The sequence below is a fragment of the Pseudomonas gregormendelii genome (assembly GCF_017114825.1).
In the GTDB taxonomy this organism is placed as follows: Bacteria; Pseudomonadota; Gammaproteobacteria; order Pseudomonadales; family Pseudomonadaceae; genus Aquipseudomonas; species Aquipseudomonas gregormendelii.
Map to the genome: position 1 here is coordinate 137717 of NZ_JADEVO010000005.1, position 20486 is coordinate 158202.

General features: G+C 60.5%; 16 protein-coding genes. 12 read left to right on the plus strand and 4 right to left on the minus strand.

The features are described 5' to 3' along the window. Positions 1-139: 139 nt before the first annotated feature. The 3 genes from dgcB to etfB are packed head-to-tail and all read left to right on the plus strand — an operon-like array spanning position 140 to position 4098. The gene (gene dgcB, locus IMW75_RS05780) at positions 140-2092 is read left to right on the plus strand and encodes a (Fe-S)-binding protein (protein ID WP_205892077.1); all 1953 of its coding nucleotides are present in this window, start codon (positions 140-142) and stop codon (positions 2090-2092) included. Beyond that, the gene (gene etfA / locus IMW75_RS05785; RefSeq protein WP_205892078.1) at positions 2092-3312 is read left to right on the plus strand and encodes an electron transfer flavoprotein subunit alpha; all 1221 of its coding nucleotides are present in this window, start codon (positions 2092-2094) and stop codon (positions 3310-3312) included. The genes dgcB and etfA overlap by 1 nt, the downstream gene beginning before the upstream one ends. Positions 3313-3327: 15 nt before the next feature. Then, the gene (gene etfB / locus IMW75_RS05790; protein ID WP_205892079.1) at positions 3328-4098 is read left to right on the plus strand and encodes an electron transfer flavoprotein subunit beta; all 771 of its coding nucleotides are present in this window, start codon (positions 3328-3330) and stop codon (positions 4096-4098) included. Between the two features lie 695 nt (positions 4099-4793). Here the strand turns inward: etfB and gbcA are convergent. Further along, complete coding sequence (gene gbcA, locus IMW75_RS05795; RefSeq protein ID WP_045059905.1) at positions 4794-6089, minus strand: glycine-betaine demethylase subunit GbcA; 1296 nt, start codon at positions 6087-6089, stop codon at positions 4794-4796. 295 nt (positions 6090-6384) lie between these two features. On the opposite strand from gbcA, the gene gbcB reads away from it, so the two are divergent. Next, positions 6385-7485 (plus strand): glycine-betaine demethylase subunit GbcB, encoded by a 1101-nt coding sequence (gene gbcB, locus IMW75_RS05800; RefSeq protein WP_045059906.1) that lies wholly within the window; start codon positions 6385-6387, stop codon positions 7483-7485. A gap of 237 nt (positions 7486-7722) precedes the next feature. On the opposite strand, the gene IMW75_RS05805 is transcribed toward gbcB, so the two are convergent. Beyond that, positions 7723-8763: a threonine aldolase family protein gene (locus IMW75_RS05805; protein ID WP_045059907.1), complete on the minus strand. Its 1041-nt coding sequence runs from the start codon at positions 8761-8763 to the stop codon at positions 7723-7725. A gap of 132 nt (positions 8764-8895) precedes the next feature. Here IMW75_RS05805 and IMW75_RS05810 point away from each other — a divergent pair, with 132 nt between their 5' ends. From IMW75_RS05810 to fdhA, 8 genes are all read left to right on the plus strand, one after another. Further along, positions 8896-9612 (plus strand): TraX family protein, encoded by a 717-nt coding sequence (locus tag IMW75_RS05810; protein WP_205892080.1) that lies wholly within the window; start codon positions 8896-8898, stop codon positions 9610-9612. Between the two features lie 282 nt (positions 9613-9894). Then, the gene (gene glyA / locus IMW75_RS05815; protein ID WP_045059909.1) at positions 9895-11148 is read left to right on the plus strand and encodes a serine hydroxymethyltransferase; all 1254 of its coding nucleotides are present in this window, start codon (positions 9895-9897) and stop codon (positions 11146-11148) included. Positions 11149-11171: 23 nt separating this feature from the next. Continuing rightward, the gene (locus IMW75_RS05820) at positions 11172-12422 is read left to right on the plus strand and encodes a sarcosine oxidase subunit beta (RefSeq protein ID WP_007947735.1); all 1251 of its coding nucleotides are present in this window, start codon (positions 11172-11174) and stop codon (positions 12420-12422) included. Positions 12423-12436: 14 nt separating this feature from the next. Beyond that, on the plus strand, positions 12437-12766 hold the full coding sequence (locus tag IMW75_RS05825; RefSeq protein WP_192306643.1) for a sarcosine oxidase subunit delta: 330 nt from the start codon (positions 12437-12439) through the stop codon (positions 12764-12766). Next, positions 12763-15780, plus strand: coding sequence for a sarcosine oxidase subunit alpha (locus IMW75_RS05830; RefSeq protein WP_205892081.1), 3018 nt, complete (start codon positions 12763-12765; stop codon positions 15778-15780). Before IMW75_RS05825 ends, IMW75_RS05830 begins: the two co-directional genes overlap by 4 nt. A 145-nt stretch (positions 15781-15925) precedes the next feature. Next, a complete protein-coding gene (locus IMW75_RS05835; protein WP_205892082.1) occupies positions 15926-16558 on the plus strand; it encodes a sarcosine oxidase subunit gamma in 633 nt (210 codons plus the stop codon). Between the two features lie 156 nt (positions 16559-16714). Continuing rightward, a complete protein-coding gene (purU, locus tag IMW75_RS05840) occupies positions 16715-17572 on the plus strand; it encodes a formyltetrahydrofolate deformylase (RefSeq protein ID WP_122841212.1) in 858 nt (285 codons plus the stop codon). Between the two features lie 209 nt (positions 17573-17781). Continuing rightward, positions 17782-18981, plus strand: coding sequence for a formaldehyde dehydrogenase, glutathione-independent (gene fdhA / locus IMW75_RS05845; protein ID WP_045059914.1), 1200 nt, complete (start codon positions 17782-17784; stop codon positions 18979-18981). 139 nt (positions 18982-19120) lie between these two features. Here fdhA and IMW75_RS05850 read toward each other — a convergent pair whose 3' ends face one another. Both IMW75_RS05850 and IMW75_RS05855 read right to left on the minus strand, forming a co-directional pair. Beyond that, positions 19121-19795 (minus strand): anti-sigma factor, encoded by a 675-nt coding sequence (locus tag IMW75_RS05850; protein WP_205892083.1) that lies wholly within the window; start codon positions 19793-19795, stop codon positions 19121-19123. Continuing rightward, the gene (locus tag IMW75_RS05855; RefSeq protein WP_045059916.1) at positions 19792-20436 is read right to left on the minus strand and encodes a sigma-70 family RNA polymerase sigma factor; all 645 of its coding nucleotides are present in this window, start codon (positions 20434-20436) and stop codon (positions 19792-19794) included. Before IMW75_RS05855 ends, IMW75_RS05850 begins: the two co-directional genes overlap by 4 nt. Between the last annotated feature and the right edge of the window lie 50 nt (positions 20437-20486).

A 20486-nucleotide genomic window follows, 5' to 3' on the forward strand; every position in this document is an offset into this window, starting at 1 on the left:
TTTGACGTCACCTGTGTAGGAGCTGCCGGAGGCTGCGATCTTTTGATCCTGTTTTCAAGATCAAGATCAAAAGATCGCAGCCTGCGGCAGCTCCTACGCCGAACGCGTTTCTCCAAGATGTACTGGTGGGAGCTTCACCATGTTGAACACCCTTCTTCCAATCCTGTTGTTTGCCGCCCTGGGCCTGGCTGTCCTTGGCGCGTTGCGGCGGGTGGCCATGTGGCGTCGGGGCCGGGCTTCGAAAGTTGACCTGATCGGCGGCCTGCTTGCCATGCCAAAGCGCTACATGGTCGACTTGCACCACGTGGTGGCGCGGGACAAATACATCGCCAATACCCACGTCGCCACCGCCGGTGGTGCGGTGGCTTCCGCCGTGCTGGCGATCCTGGTTCACGGTTTCGGCCTGCATAACCGCTTCCTCGGGTATGCACTGCTGCTGATGACTGCCGTGATGTTCGTGGGGGCAATTTTCGTCTACCTGCGCCGACGCAATCCTCCGGCCCGTTTGTCCAAAGGCCCGTGGATGCGCCTGCCGAAAAGTCTCCTGGCGTTCTCCGCTTCGTTCTTCCTGGTGACCCTGCCAGTAGCAGGCATCCTCCCGGAAAACTTTGGCGGTTGGATACTGGCGGCAATCCTGTTTGTCGGCGTGTTGTGGGGCGTCTGCGAGTTGTTCTTAGGCATGACTTGGGGCGGCCCGATGAAGCACGCCTTTGCCGGTGCTCTGCACCTGGCCTGGCACCGTCGCGCCGAGCGCTTTGGCGGCGGTCGCTCCACCGGGTTGAAACCGCTGGATCTGAACGATCCTACTGCGCCGCTGGGTGTGGAAAAGCCCAAGGATTTCACCTGGAACCAGTTGCTTGGCTTCGACGCTTGCGTACAGTGTGGCAAGTGCGAGGCCGCGTGCCCGGCATTTGCCGCCGGCCAGCCGTTGAACCCGAAAAAACTGATTCAGGACATGGTCGTTGGCCTGGCCGGTGGCACCGATGCCAATTTTGCCGGAAGCCCATACCCAGGCAAGCCCATCGGTGAGCACGCCGGCAATCCGCATCAGCCGATCGTCAACGGTCTGGTGGACGCCGAAACCCTATGGTCCTGTACCACTTGCCGCGCCTGCGTTGAAGAGTGCCCGATGATGATCGAGCACGTCGATGCCATCGTTGACATGCGCCGCCACCTCACCCTGGAAAAAGGCGCGACCCCGAACAAGGGCGCCGAAGTCCTGGAAAACCTGATCGCCACCGACAATCCCGGCGGCTTCGCCCCGGGAGGGCGGATGAACTGGGCAGCGGACTTGAACCTCAATCTGATGAGCGAGAAAAAATCCGTCGACGTGCTGTTCTGGGTCGGCGACGGTGCTTTCGACATGCGCAACCAGCGCACTCTGCGTGCGTTTGTCAAAGTGCTGAAAGCGGCCAAGGTCGACTTCGCCGTTTTGGGCCTTGAAGAACGCGACAGCGGTGACGTGGCACGGCGACTGGGCGACGAAGCGACTTTCCAGCTGTTGGCCAATCGCAATATCCAGACCCTGGCCAGGTACAGCTTCAACCGCATCGTCACCTGTGACCCCCACAGCTTCCACGTGTTGAAGAACGAGTACGGCGCCTTCGACGGCAACTACCTTGTGCAGCACCACAGCACCTACATGGCAGAAATCATTGGTGCCGGCGCCCTCAGCCTCGGCCAGCACAAAGGCAGCAGCGTCACCTATCACGACCCGTGCTACCTCGGTCGTTACAACGGCGAGTACGAGGCACCCCGTGAAGTGCTGCGTGCCCTTGGCATCGAAGTCAAAGAGATGCAGCGTTCAGGTTTCCGTTCCCGTTGCTGCGGCGGTGGTGGCGGTGCGCCGATCACCGACATCCCGGGCAAGCAACGAATCCCCGACATGCGCATGGAAGACATCCGCGAAACCGGCGCCGAGCTGGTGGCAGTCGGTTGTCCACAGTGCACCGCGATGCTTGAGGGCGTGGTCGAACCGCGACCGCTGATCAAGGACATCGCTGAACTGGTGGCCGACGCGCTGCTCGAAGAGGCGGCGCCGAACAAGCCCAATGCACCGGTGCAACATGAAGAACCTGCGGAGGCCCACTGATGAGCGACATTATCCGCCGCGATCCGCGCGCCGAATGGATCGCCCGCAACCGCTTGCACCCGCTGCACGCGGCCATGCAACCGGCGCAACACAGCTGGATGGGGCCTAACGGGGTCATCCGCAAGAACCCCCACGGCGTCGGCTTTATCGGGCCCAACGGGCTGAAGCGCATCGACCGCAGCGGGGCCCAGCAAGGTGGGGCGACCAAGCGTACCGCCGCTGTAGAAGTACAATTGCCGCTGCATCAGGTGCCTGCGCCGGCGTTCTATATTTGCGTGGTCCCGGACATGGTCGGTGGCCGCCTGAGCAGTCACGACCGTGACTTGCTGGGGCTGGCTCATCAATTGGCTGGCTCGGACGGCGCGGTGTTGGCGGTGGTGTTCGGTGAACACAAGGAAAGCACATTTGCCACCGCTGGCGTGGATCGCCTGTTGGTGCTGGACGGCGAGGAATTCAGCGGTTATGCACCGGAACAACGAGTGCAGGGCCTGCGGGCTGTGGATAACCAGTTCAATCCGCGTCACTGGTTGCTGCCTGACAGCCGTACCGGCGGCGGCGAACTAGGCCGTCGGTTTGCCGCAACCTTGGGTGAACGCCCGGCAACACGGGTGTGGCAGGTCAAGGATCAGGAGTGTATCGGCCGTGCCGGTGCTGGCCTGCAGGATCTTGCCCGGCCGGTTGCGCGCCTGATTCTGGCTGCCGTCGAATGCGCCGAGCCGGTCAGTGAAAGCCGTCATGAAGCCTTGCCGGTGGAGTTATCCACAGCCGTGGCGCGCAGCCTTTCGCGCATCGAAGATCTGGGCGCAGTGGCAGTCGACCCGGCAGCGATTCCCATGGCCGAAGCGGAATTCATCTTCTCTGGCGGTAACGGCGTCAAGGACTGGGGACTTTTCCACAGTACCGCCCAAGCGTTGGGCGCTACCGAAGGCGCATCGCGGGTAGCGGTGGACGACGGCTTCATGGCGCGCGACCGTCAGGTCGGTGCGTCCGGCACCTGGGTCACCGCACGGGTCTATGTAGCGGTGGGGATTTCCGGGGCGATCCAGCACCTGCAAGGCATCGGTGCCTGTGACAAGGTGGTGGCGATCAATCTCGACCCCGGTTGCGACATGATCAAACGGGCCGACCTGTCGGTGATCGGCGAGAGTGCCGAGATTCTACAAGCCTTGATCGATGCGGTAGCGGCTTACCGGAACGACGCCAAGCGCGATGCGGCTTAAGGGAAGGAAAAGGTCATGAGCACGAAAATCATCAGCCTGGTGTCCATCGGCGCCCACCCAACCTCCGGCCGGCCACGTCGCGCTGAGCAGGATGCGCGCGCGGTAGAACTGGGCTTGCAACTGGCTGGGGATAACTTGCAAGTCCTGCACGCAGGCGACGTCGCCGAGCCTGCCTTACGTGCCTATCTGGGTATGGGCCTTGAGCAACTGCATGTACTGGAACAACCGCAGGGCGCCGATGCATTGCCCGCATTGACCGCCTACTTGCGTGAAGCCGGCGCCCAGGTGGTACTCACCGGCAGCCAGGCGGAAACCGGCGAAGGGTCGGGCATGCTGCCGTTCCTGCTGGCGGAGAGTCTCGGCTGGCCGCTAGTCGTGGGGCTGGCGCAGGTTGAATCCATCGACGGTAATTGCGCAATGGTGCTGCAGGCATTACCGCGAGGCCAGCGTCGTCGCCTTAAAGTACGGCTGCCGTTTCTGGCCACTGTGGATAACGCTGCACCCAAGCCTCGCCAGAGCGCCTACGGCCCGGCGCGACGCGGCTTGTTGCAGGCGGACGAAGTCGAGGTATTCGACGATGAGTTACTCGCGGTAGCGACCCTGCAACCGGCCAAGCCACGGCCGAAACGCTTGAAGGTGATCAAGGCCAAAAGTGGCGCTGATCGCATGAAGGCCGCGACGGCCAAGGCCAGTGGCGGGGGCGGGCAGGTTTTGAAGGGATTGACTGCGCAAGCCGGCGCCGACGCGATCCTCAAGTTGTTGATCGAAGAAGGCGTCGTTCGCTAATGCTTGGCAGCCACTGCACCCGAGCCGTGAGCTCTGGGCCGGAGGATGCTGTGGCTTCAATACGTCAAACGATCCAGTTATTCCTGTGCTTTCAACTTGCCCACAATCGCTGTTGGTGCTTTTGTGGATAAGTTGTTTGCTGTCGGCTACAGGCCCCATAAATCGGGGTTCTCAAGAGTTTGATTAAAAAATAGCCAATCTCTCATTATCTACATGAATATCCTTCGAAATCCCTGATTTAGCGTGGTTTCCCCTGGTTTTCCACAGATCTCCAATAGTTGTCCCCGAAGTCTGTTGGCGCTTCTGTGGATAAGGTGTTTGCGATCCGCTGCGAGCCAGGCAGGGCGTGGCTTTGAAGCATTAGATCAAAAAATGATCAGTTGCTTCGATAAACGCATGTTTCGGATAAGTCACGGATTTTATTTAGTTTATACGGAAATGATTTCCGCCTATCCACAGTTGTCCCCAATTGCTGTGGGTGGAGATGTGGATAACTTGTTGGCGGAAGGCCACGAGCTGCGCACTGTATAGCTCTGAACGCAATTGATCATATTTCGTACAGTTATAACTTGAATCGGGTGTTGTCGTTAAAAGATCGCAGCCTGCGGCAGCTCCTACAGTTTGTTGTGTCCGATAAATTATCGGTGCACGCGTCACTGTAGGAGCTGGTGCAGGCTGCGATCTTTTGACTTTGATCAACCTTGAACGGGAACGCCTTTGAGATACGGCGCAGGCTCAGCCCCCAGATTGTTCAGCAGGCGTTCGCTGTACCAGTCCACAAAGTTCACCACACCGAACTCATAGGTCTTGGAATACGGCCCAGGCTGGTAAGCCGTGGAATTGATCCCGCGCTGGTTCTCTTCCGCCAGGCGACGGTCCTGGTCGTTGGTGGCATCCCAGACCTGGCGCATGCGATCAACGTCGTAGTCCACGCCTTCAACGGCGTCCTTGTGCACGATCCACTTGGTGGTGACCACGGTTTCCTGGGCACTGATCGGCCACACGGTGAACACAATGATGTGATCGCCCATGCAGTGGTTCCATGAGTGCGGCAGGTGCAGGATGCGCATCGAGCCCAGATCGGGGTTCTTGATGCGCCCCATGAGTTTTGCGCAGCCCTGTTTGCCGTCCAGGGTCATCGAGACGGTGCCCTTGAGCAGCGGCATGCGCACGATGCGGTTACGCAGGCCGAAGCTGGCATGCGCGTAAGGGATCTTCTCGGCTTCCCAGGCAGCGGCCGAGGCGGCCACGTGGTCCTTGAACCCCTGGTCGGCTCGCGGGTCGGTGACGTCGTCCCATTCCAGCAGGGTTTTGAGCAGTTCCGGGTGCGAGGCGTTGCAGTGGTAGCACTCGCGATTGTTTTCCAGTACCAGCTTCCAGTTGGCTTTTTCAACCAGGGTGGTGGTAATCGCCACCTTGGTGTTCTCCATGTCGTAGGGTTCCATGTAGTGGTTCAGCGTCGACAGGAAGTCATCGATGGCCGGCGGATTTTCCGCCAGGCTGATAAAGATGTAGCCGCCCGCAGTCTTCACGTTCACCGGCTTGAGGCCGTACTGCTTCATGTCGAAGTCGGCACCCATTTCGGTGCCCGCGAACAGCAGGCGGCCGTCCAGCTCGTAGGTCCACTGGTGGTAGTGACAGACCAGCTTGGCGACCTTGCCTTTTTCGCTGGTGCACAAACGCGAACCCCGGTGACGGCAGACGTTGTGGAACGCATGCACCACACCTTCGGCACCGCGGATCACGATGATCGGGTTCTTGCCGATCTGCAGGGTCAGGTAGTTGCCCTTGGTCGGGATCTCGCAGGTCATGCCGGCGATCAACCACTCCTTCTGGAAAATTTCCTGCATGTCGATATCAAACAGCCGCTCGTCAGAGTAAAACGGCTGCGGCAGCGAGAAAGTGCGCTCGCGCTCTTGCAGCATCTGTGCGGTGGCCTTGCGTGCGGGTTCCAGCGGATCGCCCAGGCTGATTTTTGCGGTGACGTCCATCAATTTGATCCTCAAGGCCATTCTGTGTGGCCGGCGAAAGTGGCTATGTGGCCGGTTTAGCGGGTTTGCTACGCAAGGTGTAAAGAATCTGTCTTTGTGTGGAGCGAGTGTGGGGCCGGCGCTGCCCAGAACCTTATCCATGGGCGACATGGCCCAATCTGTTCCCGACGCGCAACCCCCGGTAACCAAGGGCTGGTCGCGATAAGTATGTGAATGTCGCAGATAGGTAAATGGGTGGTTCGCGCTATACGCAGAATCGCCAACATAAGGCCGACCATCGGCGGTGGAGAACAGCATGTCCAACAGCTTCCTGAATCCGGTAACCACCCAGACCTGGGCCAATGGTCGACACATCGTCCGTTGCGTCAAAGTCATCCAGGAAACCTGGGACGTGCGCACTTTCTGCTTTATGGCAGACCAGCCGATCCTGTTCTTTTTCAAGCCGGGGCAGTTCGTTACCCTGGAGCTGGAAATCGAAGGCGTGCCGATCATGCGTTCTTACACCATTTCCAGCTCGCCCTCTGTGCCGTACAGCTTCTCCGTGACCATCAAGCGCGTGCCGGGGGGCAAGGTCTCGAACTGGTTGCACGACACTCTGCACGAAGGCCAGGAGCTGGCGGTGCACGGGCCGGTCGGGCTGTTCAACGCCATGGACTTTACCGCGCCAAAGGTCTTGTACCTCAGCGGTGGGGTCGGCATCACGCCAGTGATGTCCATGGCGCGCTGGTTCTACGACACCAACGGCAACGTCGACATGGTGTTCATTCACAGCGCCCGTTCACCCAAGGACATCATCTACCACCGTGAGCTCGAACACATGGCGTCGCGGATCGACAACTTCAGCCTGCACCTGATATGCGAGAAGCATGGTCTGGGTGAGCCTTGGGCGGGGTATCGCGGTTACCTGAACCACAAGATGCTGGAGCTGATGGCACCCGACTTCATGGAGCGCGAAGTGTTCTGCTGCGGCCCGACGCCGTACATGAATGCGGTCAAGCGCATGCTTGAAGCGGTCGGCTTCGACATGTCGCGTTATCACGAAGAATCCTTCGGTGCGACGCCACCGGAAGCCCGGGCGGATGCGGTGGAGCAGGCGGAAATTGCTGCCGACGCGCCGGAAGTTGATTTGGCGGATCTGCATCAGGTCGAATTTATCTCGTCCGGCAAGAGCATTCGTGTGGCACCCGGTGAAACCGTGCATGCGGCGGCGGCCAAGCTCGGTTTGCTGATTCCGAAGGCCTGCGGGATGGGTATTTGCGGTACGTGCAAGGTGTTGAAATTGGGGGGCGAGGTGGAAATGGACCACAACGGCGGAATTACCGAAGAGGACGAAGCGGAAGGGTTCATCCTGTCGTGCTGCAGCGTGCCGAAAGGGGACGTGCGCATTGAGTTTTAATCGGCGTTGGTGATGACTGCTGATTGACCCTGCGGAACATGGATGACGAAATCTGTAGGAGCTGCCGAGTGCAACGAGGCTGCAATCTTTTGATCTTGACTTTAAAATCAAAATCAAAAGATCGCAGCCTCGTTGCACTCGACAGCTCCTACGGCTCCTACGGCTCCTACGGCTCCTACGGCTCCTACGGCTCCTACAGGTGCGCAGGTCCACAAGCAGGTACTGCAGAGGGAAAGCTTAGCGGGACATGACCTCGCGAATGTCCGCCGCCAATTCACGTACCCGTTCCTCCTCGGTGTCCCACGAGCACATGAAGCGCGCGCCGCCGTTGCCGATGAAGGTGTAGAAGCGCCAGCCCTTGGCGGTCAGTGCGGCGATGGCTGGTTCCGACAGTTGCAGGAACACGCCGTTGGCCTGCACCGGGAACATCAGTTCCACTCCTGGAATATCGCTGACCAGCTCGGCCAGCAATTGCGCGCAATGGTTGGCGTGGCGGGCGTATTTGAGCCAGGCGTCGTTTTCCAGGATCCCGACCCAGGGGGCCGAGAGGAAGCGCATTTTCGAGGCCAACTGCCCGGCCTGCTTGCAGCGGTAGTCGAAGTCTTCGGCCAGTTTGTGGTTGAAAAACAGGATCGCTTCACCCACCGCCATGCCGTTTTTCGTACCGCCAAAGCACAGCACGTCGACACCGGCCTTCCAGGTCAGGTCCGCTGGAGAGCAGCCTAGAAAGGCGCAGGCGTTGGAGAATCGCGCGCCGTCCATGTGCAGGTTCAGGCCGAGCTCCTTGCAGGTGGCGCTGATGGCACGGATTTCTTCAGGGGTGTAGATGCTGCCGACTTCGGTGGCCTGGGTCAGGGTCACTACGCGGGGTTTTGGGTAGTGAATATCCTGGCGCTTGAGAGCGACTTCACGAATGGATGCCGGGGTCAGCTTGCCATTTTCGGTGCGCGCAACCAGCAGCTTGGAGCCGTTGGAGAAGAATTCGGGCGCGCCGCATTCGTCGGTCTCGACGTGGGCGGTTTCCGAGCAGATCACGCTGTGGTAACTCTGGCACAGCGACGACAGGGCCAGGGAGTTGGCAGCGGTGCCGTTGAAGGCGAAGAACACTTCGCAGTCGGTTTCGAACAGTTTGCGGAATTGATCGGACGCGCGTGCGGTCCATTCATCGTCGCCATAAGCGCGCTGGTGGCCGTGGTTGGCCTGCTCCATGGCAGCCCAGGCTTCAGGGCAGATACCGGAATAGTTGTCGCTGGCGAATTGTTGGCTCTTGTCGGTCATGGCCGGCTTCCGTGATCGAAGCTCTTATGGTGAAGAGCATTCGTGGTCAATGATGGTGCGCACTTTACCGAAGATCGTCCGGGGAGCACACGGGATGTTGCTTTCGAAAAAATACAGCGTTGGCGGACAATTATGCACATGACTCAGCGCGATGGTGCACTCGATCTGCTCAAGTGGCTGGCGCTTTTGAGCATGGTGCTCGATCACCTGCGATATGTCGGCGATTCCATTGATATCCTGTTTGCGCCGGGGCGATTGGCGTTCCCATGGTTCTGCCTGGCAATGGCTGCGAACCTGGCGCGGATGGGCGCATCCCGCGCCGGCACTCCGTGGCGGTATCTGTCGTGGTTGGTGGTGTTCAGCGCCATCAGCGAGATCCCGTATCGGCTCTTCATGCCGGCGCCCGACACGCTGAACGTGCTGCCCACGCTGGTACTAGGGTTGTTGGTGGCGCGCGGCTGGCAGCAGCAAACGCTGGAATCGCGTCTACTCGCGCTGGGTGCATTGGTACTGGCTGCATTGTTCCCGGAACGACTGATGTTCGGGTTCTTCGGCGTGCTGTTGCCGCTGGCGATGCTGCTGGTGATCAGGCGGCCCTGGTATTACAGCCTGTTGCCTGGGGTGGTGGGCCTGGCGGCGAATCAATGGCAGGTGCTGTATCCGGCGGCGCAGTTTGGCAATGTCGCCGCCATCTGGGGCATTGTCACTTGTCTGATCGCGCCATGGCTGGGGATGGTCTTGTTGCGACATGCCAAACATCTCAAGCCTGCGCCGATGCGACGCTGGGCGTATGCGTTGTATCCGCTGCATTTCCTTGTGCTGTTACTCGTCCGCGAAATCATCGCTTAACCCTGTGGGAGCTGGCTTGCCAGCGATAGCGGCGTCACATCCGGCATTGATGGTGGCTGACCCACCGCCATCGCTGGCAAGCCAGCTCCCACAGGGTTTTTCGTTGATTTGAGGATCGTGTTCGGCATGCCATTTCCGCCCATGTCGTAAACGCACCTTTGCGTGGCGTCCGTAGGCATTTGGCCTGTCTGCGCCGGTCATACCATCGCATCAAAGGGCACTGTCGCAACACCAGTGCCTCACCGAGACGAATGGCGCATAGATGCCGCTGGGAGAGACGCGATGTTCAGCAAGCAAGACCAGATCCAGGGTTACGACGATGCACTGCTGGCGGCGATGAATGCCGAGGAGCAACGTCAGGAAGATCATATCGAGCTGATCGCGTCCGAAAACTACACCAGCAAACGCGTGATGGAAGCGCAAGGCAGCGGCCTGACCAACAAATACGCCGAAGGCTACCCGGGCAAGCGCTACTACGGTGGCTGCGAGCACGTCGACAAGGTTGAAGCGCTGGCCATCGAGCGCGCCAAGCAACTGTTCGGTGCCGATTACGCCAACGTCCAGCCGCATTCCGGCAGCCAGGCTAACGCCGCTGTCTATCTGGCCTTGTTGAACGCAGGCGATACCGTGCTGGGCATGAGCCTGGCCCACGGCGGTCACCTCACTCACGGCGCCAAGGTCAGCTTCTCCGGCAAGCTCTACAACGCCGTGCAGTACGGCATCGACACCACCACCGGCCTGATCGATTATGACGAAGTCGAGCGCCTGGCGGTCGAGCACAAGCCGAAAATGATCATCGCCGGGTTCTCCGCCTACTCCAAGACTCTGGACTTCCCGCGCTTCCGGCAGATAGCTGACAAAGTCGGTGCCTATTTCTTCGTCGACATGGCGCACGTCGCCGGCCTGGTCGCTGCCGGGCTGTACCCGAACCCTCTGCCATACGCCGACGTCGTCACCACCACCACCCACAAGACCCTGCGCGGTCCACGGGGTGGCTTGATCCTGGCCAAGGCCAACGAAGAGCTGGAAAAGAAATTCAACGCTGCCGTGTTCCCCGGCGGCCAGGGCGGCCCGCTGATGCACGTGATAGCCGGCAAGGCCGTGTGCTTCAAGGAAGCGCTGGAGCCAGGTTTCAAGGCGTACCAGCAGCAAGTGATCGACAACGCCCAGGCCATGGCCGGCGTATTTATCAATCGCGGCTACGATGTAGTGTCCGGCGGCACCGATAACCACCTGTTCCTGGTCAGCCTGATTCGTCAGGGCCTTACCGGCAAAGAAGCGGATGCAGCACTCGGTCGCGCTCACATCACCGTGAACAAGAACGCTGTCCCGAACGATCCACAGTCGCCGTTCGTGACCTCTGGCCTGCGCATCGGCACTCCGGCGGTGACGACTCGCGGCTTCAAGGTGACGCAGTGCGTCACGCTGGCCGGCTGGATCTGCGACATCCTCGACAACCTCGGCGACGCCGACGTAGAAGCAAATGTTGCCCAGCAAGTGACGGCCCTGTGCGCGGACTTCCCGGTTTATCGCTGAGCGCGGTTTTGGAGTAAATGACTATGCAACGGTATTCGGGCTTCGGCCTCTTCAAACACTCCCTCAGCCATCACGAAAACTGGCAGAAAATGTGGCGCACGCCGACCCCTAAAAAGGTCTATGACGTGGTCATCGTCGGTGGTGGCGGGCATGGTCTCGCGACCGCCTACTACCTCGCCAAGGAACACGGCATCACCAATGTGGCCGTGGTCGAGAAAGGCTGGCTGGGCGGCGGTAACACCGCGCGCAACACCACCATCGTTCGTTCCAACTACCTGTGGGACGAGTCGGCGCACCTGTACGAACACGCGATGAAACTGTGGGAAGGCCTGTCACAGGACCTGAACTACAACGTGATGTTCTCCCAGCGCGGCGTCTACAACCTGTGCCACACCCTGCAGGACATCCGTGATTCCGAGCGTCGGGTCAGCGCCAACCGCCTCAACGGCGTGGACGGTGAACTGCTCGATGCCAAGCAAGTGGCCGACGAGATTCCATACCTCGACTGCTCGAAAAACACTCGCTACCCGGTGATGGGCGCCACTGTCCAGCGTCGCGGCGGCGTGGCCCGTCACGATGCCGTGGCCTGGGGCTTTGCCCGTGCCGCCGATGCACTGGGTGTGGACCTGATCCAGCAGACCGAAGTGATCGGCTTCCGCAAGGAAAACGGCGTGTGCATCGGCGTGGAAACCAACAAGGGCTTCATCGGCGCCAAGCGCGTCGGCGTGGTGACAGCCGGTAACTCCGGGCACATGGCAAAGCTGGCGGGTTTCCGTCTGCCGATCGAATCCCACCCGCTGCAAGCGCTGGTGTCCGAGCCGATCAAGCCGATTATCGACAGCGTGATCATGTCCAACGCCGTACACGGTTACATCAGCCAGTCCGACAAGGGCGACCTGGTGATCGGCGCCGGTATCGACGGCTACAACGGCTACGGCCAGCGCGGTTCGTACCCGGTGATCGAGCACACCATCCAGGCCATCGTCGAGATGTTCCCGGTGTTGTCCCGCGTGCGCATGAACCGGCAGTGGGGTGGCATCGTCGACACCACGCCGGACGCCTGCCCGATCATTTCAAAAACCCCGGTGCCGAACATGTTCTTCAACTGCGGTTGGGGCACCGGTGGCTTCAAGGCAACACCTGGCTCGGGCAACGTATTTGCCGCGAGCCTGGCCAAGGGTGAAATGCACCCATTGGCTGCACCTTTCTCCATCGACCGTTTCCACAACGGTGCGTTGATCGATGAACACGGCGCTGCTGCGGTTGCCCACTAACAGGAGAAATCCCCATGTTGCATATCTTCTGTCCTCACTGCGGCGAGCTGCGCTCCGAAGAGGAATTTCACGCATCCGGCCAGGCGCACATCCCGCGTCCACTGGACCCGAACTCCTGCACCGACGAGGAGTGGGGAGACTATATGTTCTTCCGCGATAACCCTCGCGGCCTGCACCACGAGCTGTGGATTCATGCCGCCGGTTGCCGTCAGTACTTCAACGCCACCCGCGACACCGTGACCTACGAAATTCTCGAAACCTACAAGATCGGCACCAAGCCACAATTCACCGACAAGACCGACAGCCCGAAAGCGGCCGCCACGGCTCTGGGAGAGAAGGTATGAGCCAGATCAATCGCCTGTCCAACGGCGGACGCATCGACCGCAACAAAGTGCTGAGCTTCACGTTCAACGGCCAGAGCTACAAGGGCTATGAAGGTGACTCCCTGGCCGCCGCGCTGATCGCCAACGGCGTGGATATCATCGGTCGCAGCTTCAAGTATTCCCGCCCACGCGGCATCTTCGCCGCAGGCGCTGAAGAGCCGAACGCAGTGCTGCAGATCGGCGCGACCGAAGCCACGCAGATACCTAACGTACGCGCCACGCAACAGGCCCTGTATCAAGGCCTGGTCGCCACCAGCACCAACGGCTGGCCAAGCGTGAACAACGACATGATGGGCATTCTCGGCAAGGTCGGCGGCAAGCTGATGCCGCCGGGCTTTTACTACAAAACCTTCATGTACCCGCAATCGTTCTGGATGACCTACGAGAAGTACATTCGTAAGGCCGCAGGTCTTGGTCGATCGCCGACCGAGAACGATCCGGACACCTACGACTACATGAACCAGCACTGTGACGTGCTGATCGTTGGCGGTGGCCCTGCTGGCCTGGCCGCGGCACTGGCGGCTGCGCGCAGCGGTGCCCGGGTGATCCTGGCCGATGAACAGGAAGAGTTCGGCGGCAGCCTGCTCGATTCCCGCGAAAGCCTCGACGGCAAGCCTGCCGTGGAATGGATCGCCAGCGTCATCGACGAACTGAAGAACACCCCTGACGTGCTGCTGTTGCCGCGTGCCACGGTCAACGGTTACCACGACCATAACTTCCTGACCATTCACGAGCGTCTCACCGATCACCTCGGCGACCGCGCTCCGATCGGCCAGGTGCGTCAACGCATTCACCGCGTCCGCGCCAAGCGCGTGGTGCTGGCGACCGGTGCTCACGAGCGTCCGCTGGTCTACGGCAACAACGACGTGCCGGGCAACATGCTTGCCGGTGCCGTCTCGACTTACGTTCGCCGGTATGGCGTCGCACCCGGCAAAAAGCTGGTCCTGAGCACCAACAACGACCACGCCTATCGCGTGGCGCTGGATTGGCTCGATGCCAGCCTGCAAGTCGTGGCTATCGCTGACGCGCGCAGCAATCCGCGCGGCGCGCTGGTGGAAGAGGCGCGCGCCAAAGGCATTCGCATCCTGACCGGCAGTGCCGTGATCGAGTCTCGCGGCACCAAGCGCGTGACTGGCGCGCGCATTGCTGCCATTGACGTCAAAGGGCACAAGGTCACCAGCCCCGGCGAATGGCTGGACTGCGACCTGGTGGTCAGCTCCGGCGGCTACAGCCCGGTGGTGCACCTGGCGTCGCACCTGGGAGGCAAGCCGACCTGGCGTGAAGACATCCTCGGTTTTGTACCGGGCGAGGCACCGCAAAAGCGCGTCTGCGTGGGCGGTATCAATGGCGTCTACGGTCTGGGTGATTCCCTGGCCGATGGTTTTGAAGGTGGCGCCCGTGCCGCCAGCGAAGCCGGTTTCGGGGTGGTCGAAGGTACTTTGCCTAAAGCCCTGAGCCGCCTCGAAGAGCCAACCCTGGCGCTGTTCCAGGTGCCCCACGAGAAGAATTCGGCCCGTGCACCCAAGCAATTTGTCGACTTCCAGAACGACGTCACCGCCGGTGGCATCGAACTGGCGACCCGCGAAGGTTTCGAGTCGGTTGAGCACGTCAAACGCTACACCGCACTGGGCTTCGGCACCGATCAGGGCAAGCTGGGTAACGTCAACGGCCTGGCCATCGCCGCCCGCTCGCTGAACGTCACCATCCCGCAGATGGGCACCACGATGTTCCGTCCCAACTACACGCCGGTGACTTTCGGTGCCGTAGCCGGTCGTCACTGTGGGCACATCTTCGAGCCTGTGCGTTTCACTGCATTGCATCACTGGCACGTGAAAAACGGCGCCGAGTTTGAAGACGTCGGCCAATGGAAACGCCCATGGTATTTCCCGAAAAACGGTGAAGACCTGCATGCCGCGGTCAAGCGCGAATGCAAGGCCGTGCGCGACAGCGTCGGTCTGCTGGATGCTTCGACCCTGGGCAAGATCGACATCCAGGGCCCGGACGCCCGCGAATTCCTCAACCGCATCTACACCAACGCCTGGACCAAGCTCGATGTGGGCAAGGCGCGTTACGGCCTGATGTGCAAAGAAGACGGCATGGTTTTCGACGATGGCGTGACCGCTTGCCTGGCCGACAACCATTTTGTGATGACCACCACCACCGGCGGCGCCGCTCGGGTACTGCAGTGGCTGGAAATTTACCAGCAGACCGAATGGCCAGGCCTGAAGGTGTACTTCACTTCAGTGACTGACCATTGGGCAACCATGACCCTGTCCGGCCCGAACAGCCGCAAGCTGCTCAGCCAGGTCACGGACATCGACTTGAGCAACGAAGCCTTCCCGTTCATGACCTGGAAAGAAGGCCTGGTCGGTGGCGTCCCGGCGCGGGTGTTCCGGATTTCGTTTACCGGCGAGCTGTCGTATGAAGTCAACGTGCAAGCCGACTACGCGATGGGCGTGCTGGAGAAAATCGTCGAGGCGGGCAAGCAGTACAACCTGACCCCGTATGGCACTGAAACCATGCACGTTCTGCGGGCCGAGAAGGGCTTCATTATCGTCGGCCAGGACACCGACGGTTCGATGACCCCGGATGACCTGAACATGGGCTGGTGTGTCGGTCGCACCAAACCGTTCTCGTGGATCGGCTGGCGCGGCATGAACCGCGAGGATTGTGTGCGCGATCAACGCAAACAGCTGGTTGGCCTGAAGCCGATCGATCCGACCAAATGGCTCCCTGAGGGTGCGCAGCTGGTGTTCAACACCAAGCAGGCGATCCCGATGAGCATGGTCGGCCACGTGACCTCCAGCTACGCGCACAACTCCCTGGGCTATTCGTTTGCCATGGGCGTGGTCAAGGGCGGCCTGAACCGCATGGGCGAGCGAGTGTTCGCCCCGCTGGCGGATGGCAGCGTGATCGAGGCGGAAATCGTTTCTTCGGTGTTCTTTGATCCGAAGGGCGAGCGCCAGAACATTTGATGACCTCGAGATCTGTGGGCGGGCTACCAATCGCTAGCAGGCTAGCTCCCACAGGGGAACGCGGTTGAATGTGGGAGCTAGCCTGCTGGCGATGACGGCAGTGCAGCCACCACAGGAACCAACAGAATTCAGGAACAGGTGCTTTATGACCGCAGCCAATGTGTACCAACAACGCCCAACCACCGGCGCCAAGGCCGAGTCGTCGTTGCATCATGCCGACCTCGCCAGCCTGGTAGGCAAGGGTCGCAAGAATGCCGGCGTGATCGTGCGTGAGAAGAAACTCCTCGGCCACCTGACCATCCGTGGCGATGGCCACGATGCCGCGTTTTCCGAAGGGGTGCACAAGGCCCTCGGCATTGAATTGCCGGGCGCTCTGAGCGTGATCGTCAAGGGCGAGACCAGCCTGCAGTGGATGGGGCCGGATGAGTGGCTGCTGATCGTGCCGACCGGTGAAGAATTTGCCGCCGAGCAAAAGCTGCGTGAAGCGCTGGGTGATTTGCACATCCAGATCGTCAACGTCAGCAGCGGCCAGCAGATCCTCGAACTGAGCGGCCCGAATGTGCGCCAGGTCCTGATGAAATCGACCAGCTACGACGTGCACCCCAACAGCTTCCCGGTGGGCAAGGCCGTGGGCACGGTGTTCGCCAAGTCGCAACTGGTGATCCGCCATACCGCCGAAGACACCTGGGAGCTGCTGATCCGTCGCAGCTTCTCTGATTACTGGTGGTTGTGGTTGCAGGATGCCGCAGCCGAGTACGGCCTTAGCGTCCAGGCTTGATCACAACCGCTCACCTGTAGGAGCGAGCGTGCTCGCGATGGACTTGAGGACGACGCGTTAACCCAGGCAGTACGCGTTATCGTTGGCGCCCATCGCGAGCAAGCTCGCTCCTACAGAGGTAGCGTCGTTTACCGATACCTCAGGAGTCACTGCACTATGAGCCGCGCCCCAGACACATGGATTCTGACCGCCGACTGCCCTAGCGTCCTCGGCACCGTGGACGCGGTGACGCGGTTTCTTTTCGAGCAGGGCTGCTACGTCACCGAGCACCACTCCTTCGATGATCGGCTCTCGGGACGGTTTTTCATCCGGGTGGAATTCCGTCAGCCTGACGGGTTCGATGAACAGTCATTCCGCGCCGGCTTGCAGGAGCGCGGTGAAGCGTTCGGCATGATCTTCGAACTGACTGCGCCGAACTATCGGCCAAAAGTGGTGATCATGGTGTCCAAGGCCGATCACTGCCTCAACGATCTGCTCTATCGCCAACGCATTGGCCAACTGTCCATGGACGTGGCCGCAGTGGTCTCCAATCACCCGGACCTCAAGCCGCTGGCCGACTGGCACCAGATTCCTTACTACCACTTCCCGCTCGACCCGAACGACAAGCCATCGCAAGAGCGTCAGGTGTGGCAAGTGATCGAAGAGTGCGGTGCGGAGTTGGTGATTCTTGCGCGCTACATGCAGGTCCTGTCACCGGAGCTGTGCCGCAAGCTCGATGGCAAGGCGATCAATATCCATCACTCCCTGTTGCCCGGTTTCAAGGGCGCCAAGCCGTATCACCAGGCCTACAACAAGGGTGTGAAACTGGTGGGCGCCACGGCGCACTACATCAACAACGACCTGGACGAAGGGCCGATCATTGCCCAGGGCGTGGAGGCCGTGGATCACAGTCACTACCCGGAAGACCTGATCGCCAAGGGGCGGGATATCGAAGGGCTGACCTTGGCGCGAGCGGTGGGTTATCACATTGAGCGGCGGGTGTTCCTGAACGCCAATCGCACCGTCGTTCTTTAAATCGCTATCGCTGGCAAGCCAGCTCGCACAGGGCTGAGGTCGCTCAGAAAATGTGCACAACCCTAACCTTGTGGGAGCGGGCTTGCCCGCGATGAGGCCCTCAAACACAACACAAGACACAAGACCCACAGGCAATAACCCGAGCAATCAACGCGCCGCCGCTACAAGGCGACGTGAGTGCTACATAAAAACAACAGCGAGGTGAAAGCATGTCTGGCAATCGTGGTGTGGTGTATCTCGGCGCTGGCAAGGTCGAAGTACAGAAAATTGACTATCCGAAAATGCAGGACCCGCGCGGCAGGAAGATCAACCACGCTGTGATCCTGCGCGTAGTGTCCACCAACATCTGTGGTTCCGACCAGCACATGGTACGCGGTCGTACCACCGCTCAAACCGGCCTGGTGCTGGGGCACGAAATCACCGGTGAAGTGATTGAGAAGGGCAGCGACGTCGAGAACCTGCAAATCGGTGACCTGGTGTCCGTGCCGTTCAACGTGGCTTGCGGGCGCTGCCGTTCCTGCAAGGAAATGCACACCGGTGTCTGCCTCAGCGTTAACCCGGCACGTCCGGGCGGTGCTTACGGTTATGTCGACATGGGCGACTGGACCGGCGGCCAGGCTGAATACGCCTTGGTGCCTTACGCCGACTTCAACCTGTTGAAACTGCCTGACCGCGATCGCGCGATGGAAAAAATCCGTGACCTGACCTGCCTCTCCGACATCCTGCCGACCGGTTACCACGGCGCAGTCACTGCCGGCGTTGGCCCGGGCAGCACCGTATACATTGCAGGCGCGGGTCCAGTCGGCCTGGCCGCTGCAGCTTCCGCTCGTCTACTGGGCGCCGCTGTGGTCATCATCGGCGACGTCAACACCGTGCGCCTGGCACACGCCAAGGCCCAGGGCTTCGAAATTGCCGACCTGTCCCTGGACACCCCGCTGCACGAACAGATCGCCGCATTGCTGGGCGAGCCTGAAGTAGACTGCGCCGTAGACGCCGTCGGCTTCGAAGCGCGCGGTCATGGCCACGATGGTGCGAAACACGAGGCTCCGGCCACGGTGCTCAACTCGTTGATGGGCGTGGTTCGTGTTGCCGGCAAAATCGGCATCCCGGGCCTTTACGTGACCGAAGATCCAGGTGCAGTGGATGCCGCAGCAAAAATGGGCAGCCTGAGCATTCGCTTTGGTCTGGGCTGGGCTAAATCCCACAGCTTCCACACCGGCCAGACACCTGTGATGAAGTACAACCGCCAGCTGATGCAGGCGATCATGTGGGACCGTATCAACATTGCCGAAGTGGTGGGCGTGCAGGTGATCAGCCTGGATCAGGCACCGGAAGGTTACGGCGAGTTTGATGCAGGTGTACCGAAGAAGTTTGTGATTGATCCGCACAAGTTGTTCAGCGCGGCGTAAACGGTTACGCAAAACAAAACGGCGACCTCAGGGTCGCCGTTTTTACATCAGAAGATCGCAGCCTTCGGCGGCTCCTATGCCGAACGCGTAACCCTGTAGGAGCTGCCGAAGGCTGCGATCTTTTGATCTTTTCGTTTGCTCACAACACCGCCAACGACCCTTGATACAACACCGGCCCCGTCGGCTGTCCGGTCGGCGAGCCCCCCTTGGGCTCCAGGCTCACCGCCAACGCAATCGGCTTGCCGATCAGCACCTTTTGCGCATCGCTCAGCTCAACCTTGCCCTTGCCACCCGCCGGAATCACGCCGAGGGAAATCGGTTTGCCATTCGCCGGTATCGCCCACAACTCCAGGCTGCGTCCCGGATCAACCGCAGCCAACGCCAGCGGCTCCACTTGCAGATAGTTGTCGTGGGCCTGAACCCTTAGCGCCGGTTGCGAATCGGCCGTCAGCAATGTCGCGCTGTACCGCGCTTCATCACGGTTGTAGAGCACGCTCAGGAACACGACGACCACCAGCGAACACAACGCCGCCGTCACCCGCATCCAGTTCCAGAAGGAACGCTTCTGTGGCACATGCAGTTTTTGTGGGTCGATGCGCGCCGTGAAGCCTTGCCACACGCGTTCCGGCACCGGTTGCTCGGGCAATGCTTCGGTCAGGCTGGCGAGACTGTCCTGCCAGTGCGCCAGTTCTGCGCGTAATGCCGCGTCTTCCAGCAGCAACTGTTCAAAGCGCCGACGAGCTGCTGCGGGCATCAAGCCAATGGCGTAGTCGGCGGCGAGGGCTCGGCGCAGGCTCGGGGTTTGATAGTTCATGATTCAAGGCACCTGCGCAGGCGCTCCATACCACGGCGGATCCAGGATTTGACCGAGCCCAGCGGCGCGGCCAGGTGTTCCGCCAGTTCCGAGCAGGACAGCCCTTGAAAGTAGGCGACGGTGATCGATTGACGCTGCATGCCGTCGAGGCTTTCCAGGCAGCGGTTCAAGGCATTGGCCTCGCGTGCGGTGTTTAATAATTCGTGGGCGGATGGACTTTCATCCACCAGCGCCTGTTCTTCGAGATCGGTCAACGGTCGGTCGCGGTGTTTGCGCAGCTGGTCGATGGCTTGATTGCGGGTGATGTTGACCATCCAGGTCAGCGGCGCCGACAGATGTGCCTCATAGCGCGAAGCGTTGTTCCAGATGCGCACGAAGCTTTCCTGCAGCACTTCTTCGGCCAGGTCTTGACGCCCCATGAACCGCAGGGCAATACCGTGCAAACGCGGGCCGACACTGCGGTAAAGCGTCTCGAATGCGCGGCGGTCACCCAGCGAACACTGGGCCAGAAGCTGCCTGAGCTGATCGGTGTCGGCAATGGAAATAACGGTTCTCCAATCAGTCGAGGTGGTGAGGTGAGGTTGCGTGCGGTGCCGGTTGCAGGCAGAGGTTAGTTCACAGCGCGCAGTTGTTCCATTCACGGGCAGACACCTCGGAAAAATCCGCCGACCCCGATGCGCAGGGCCGGCGG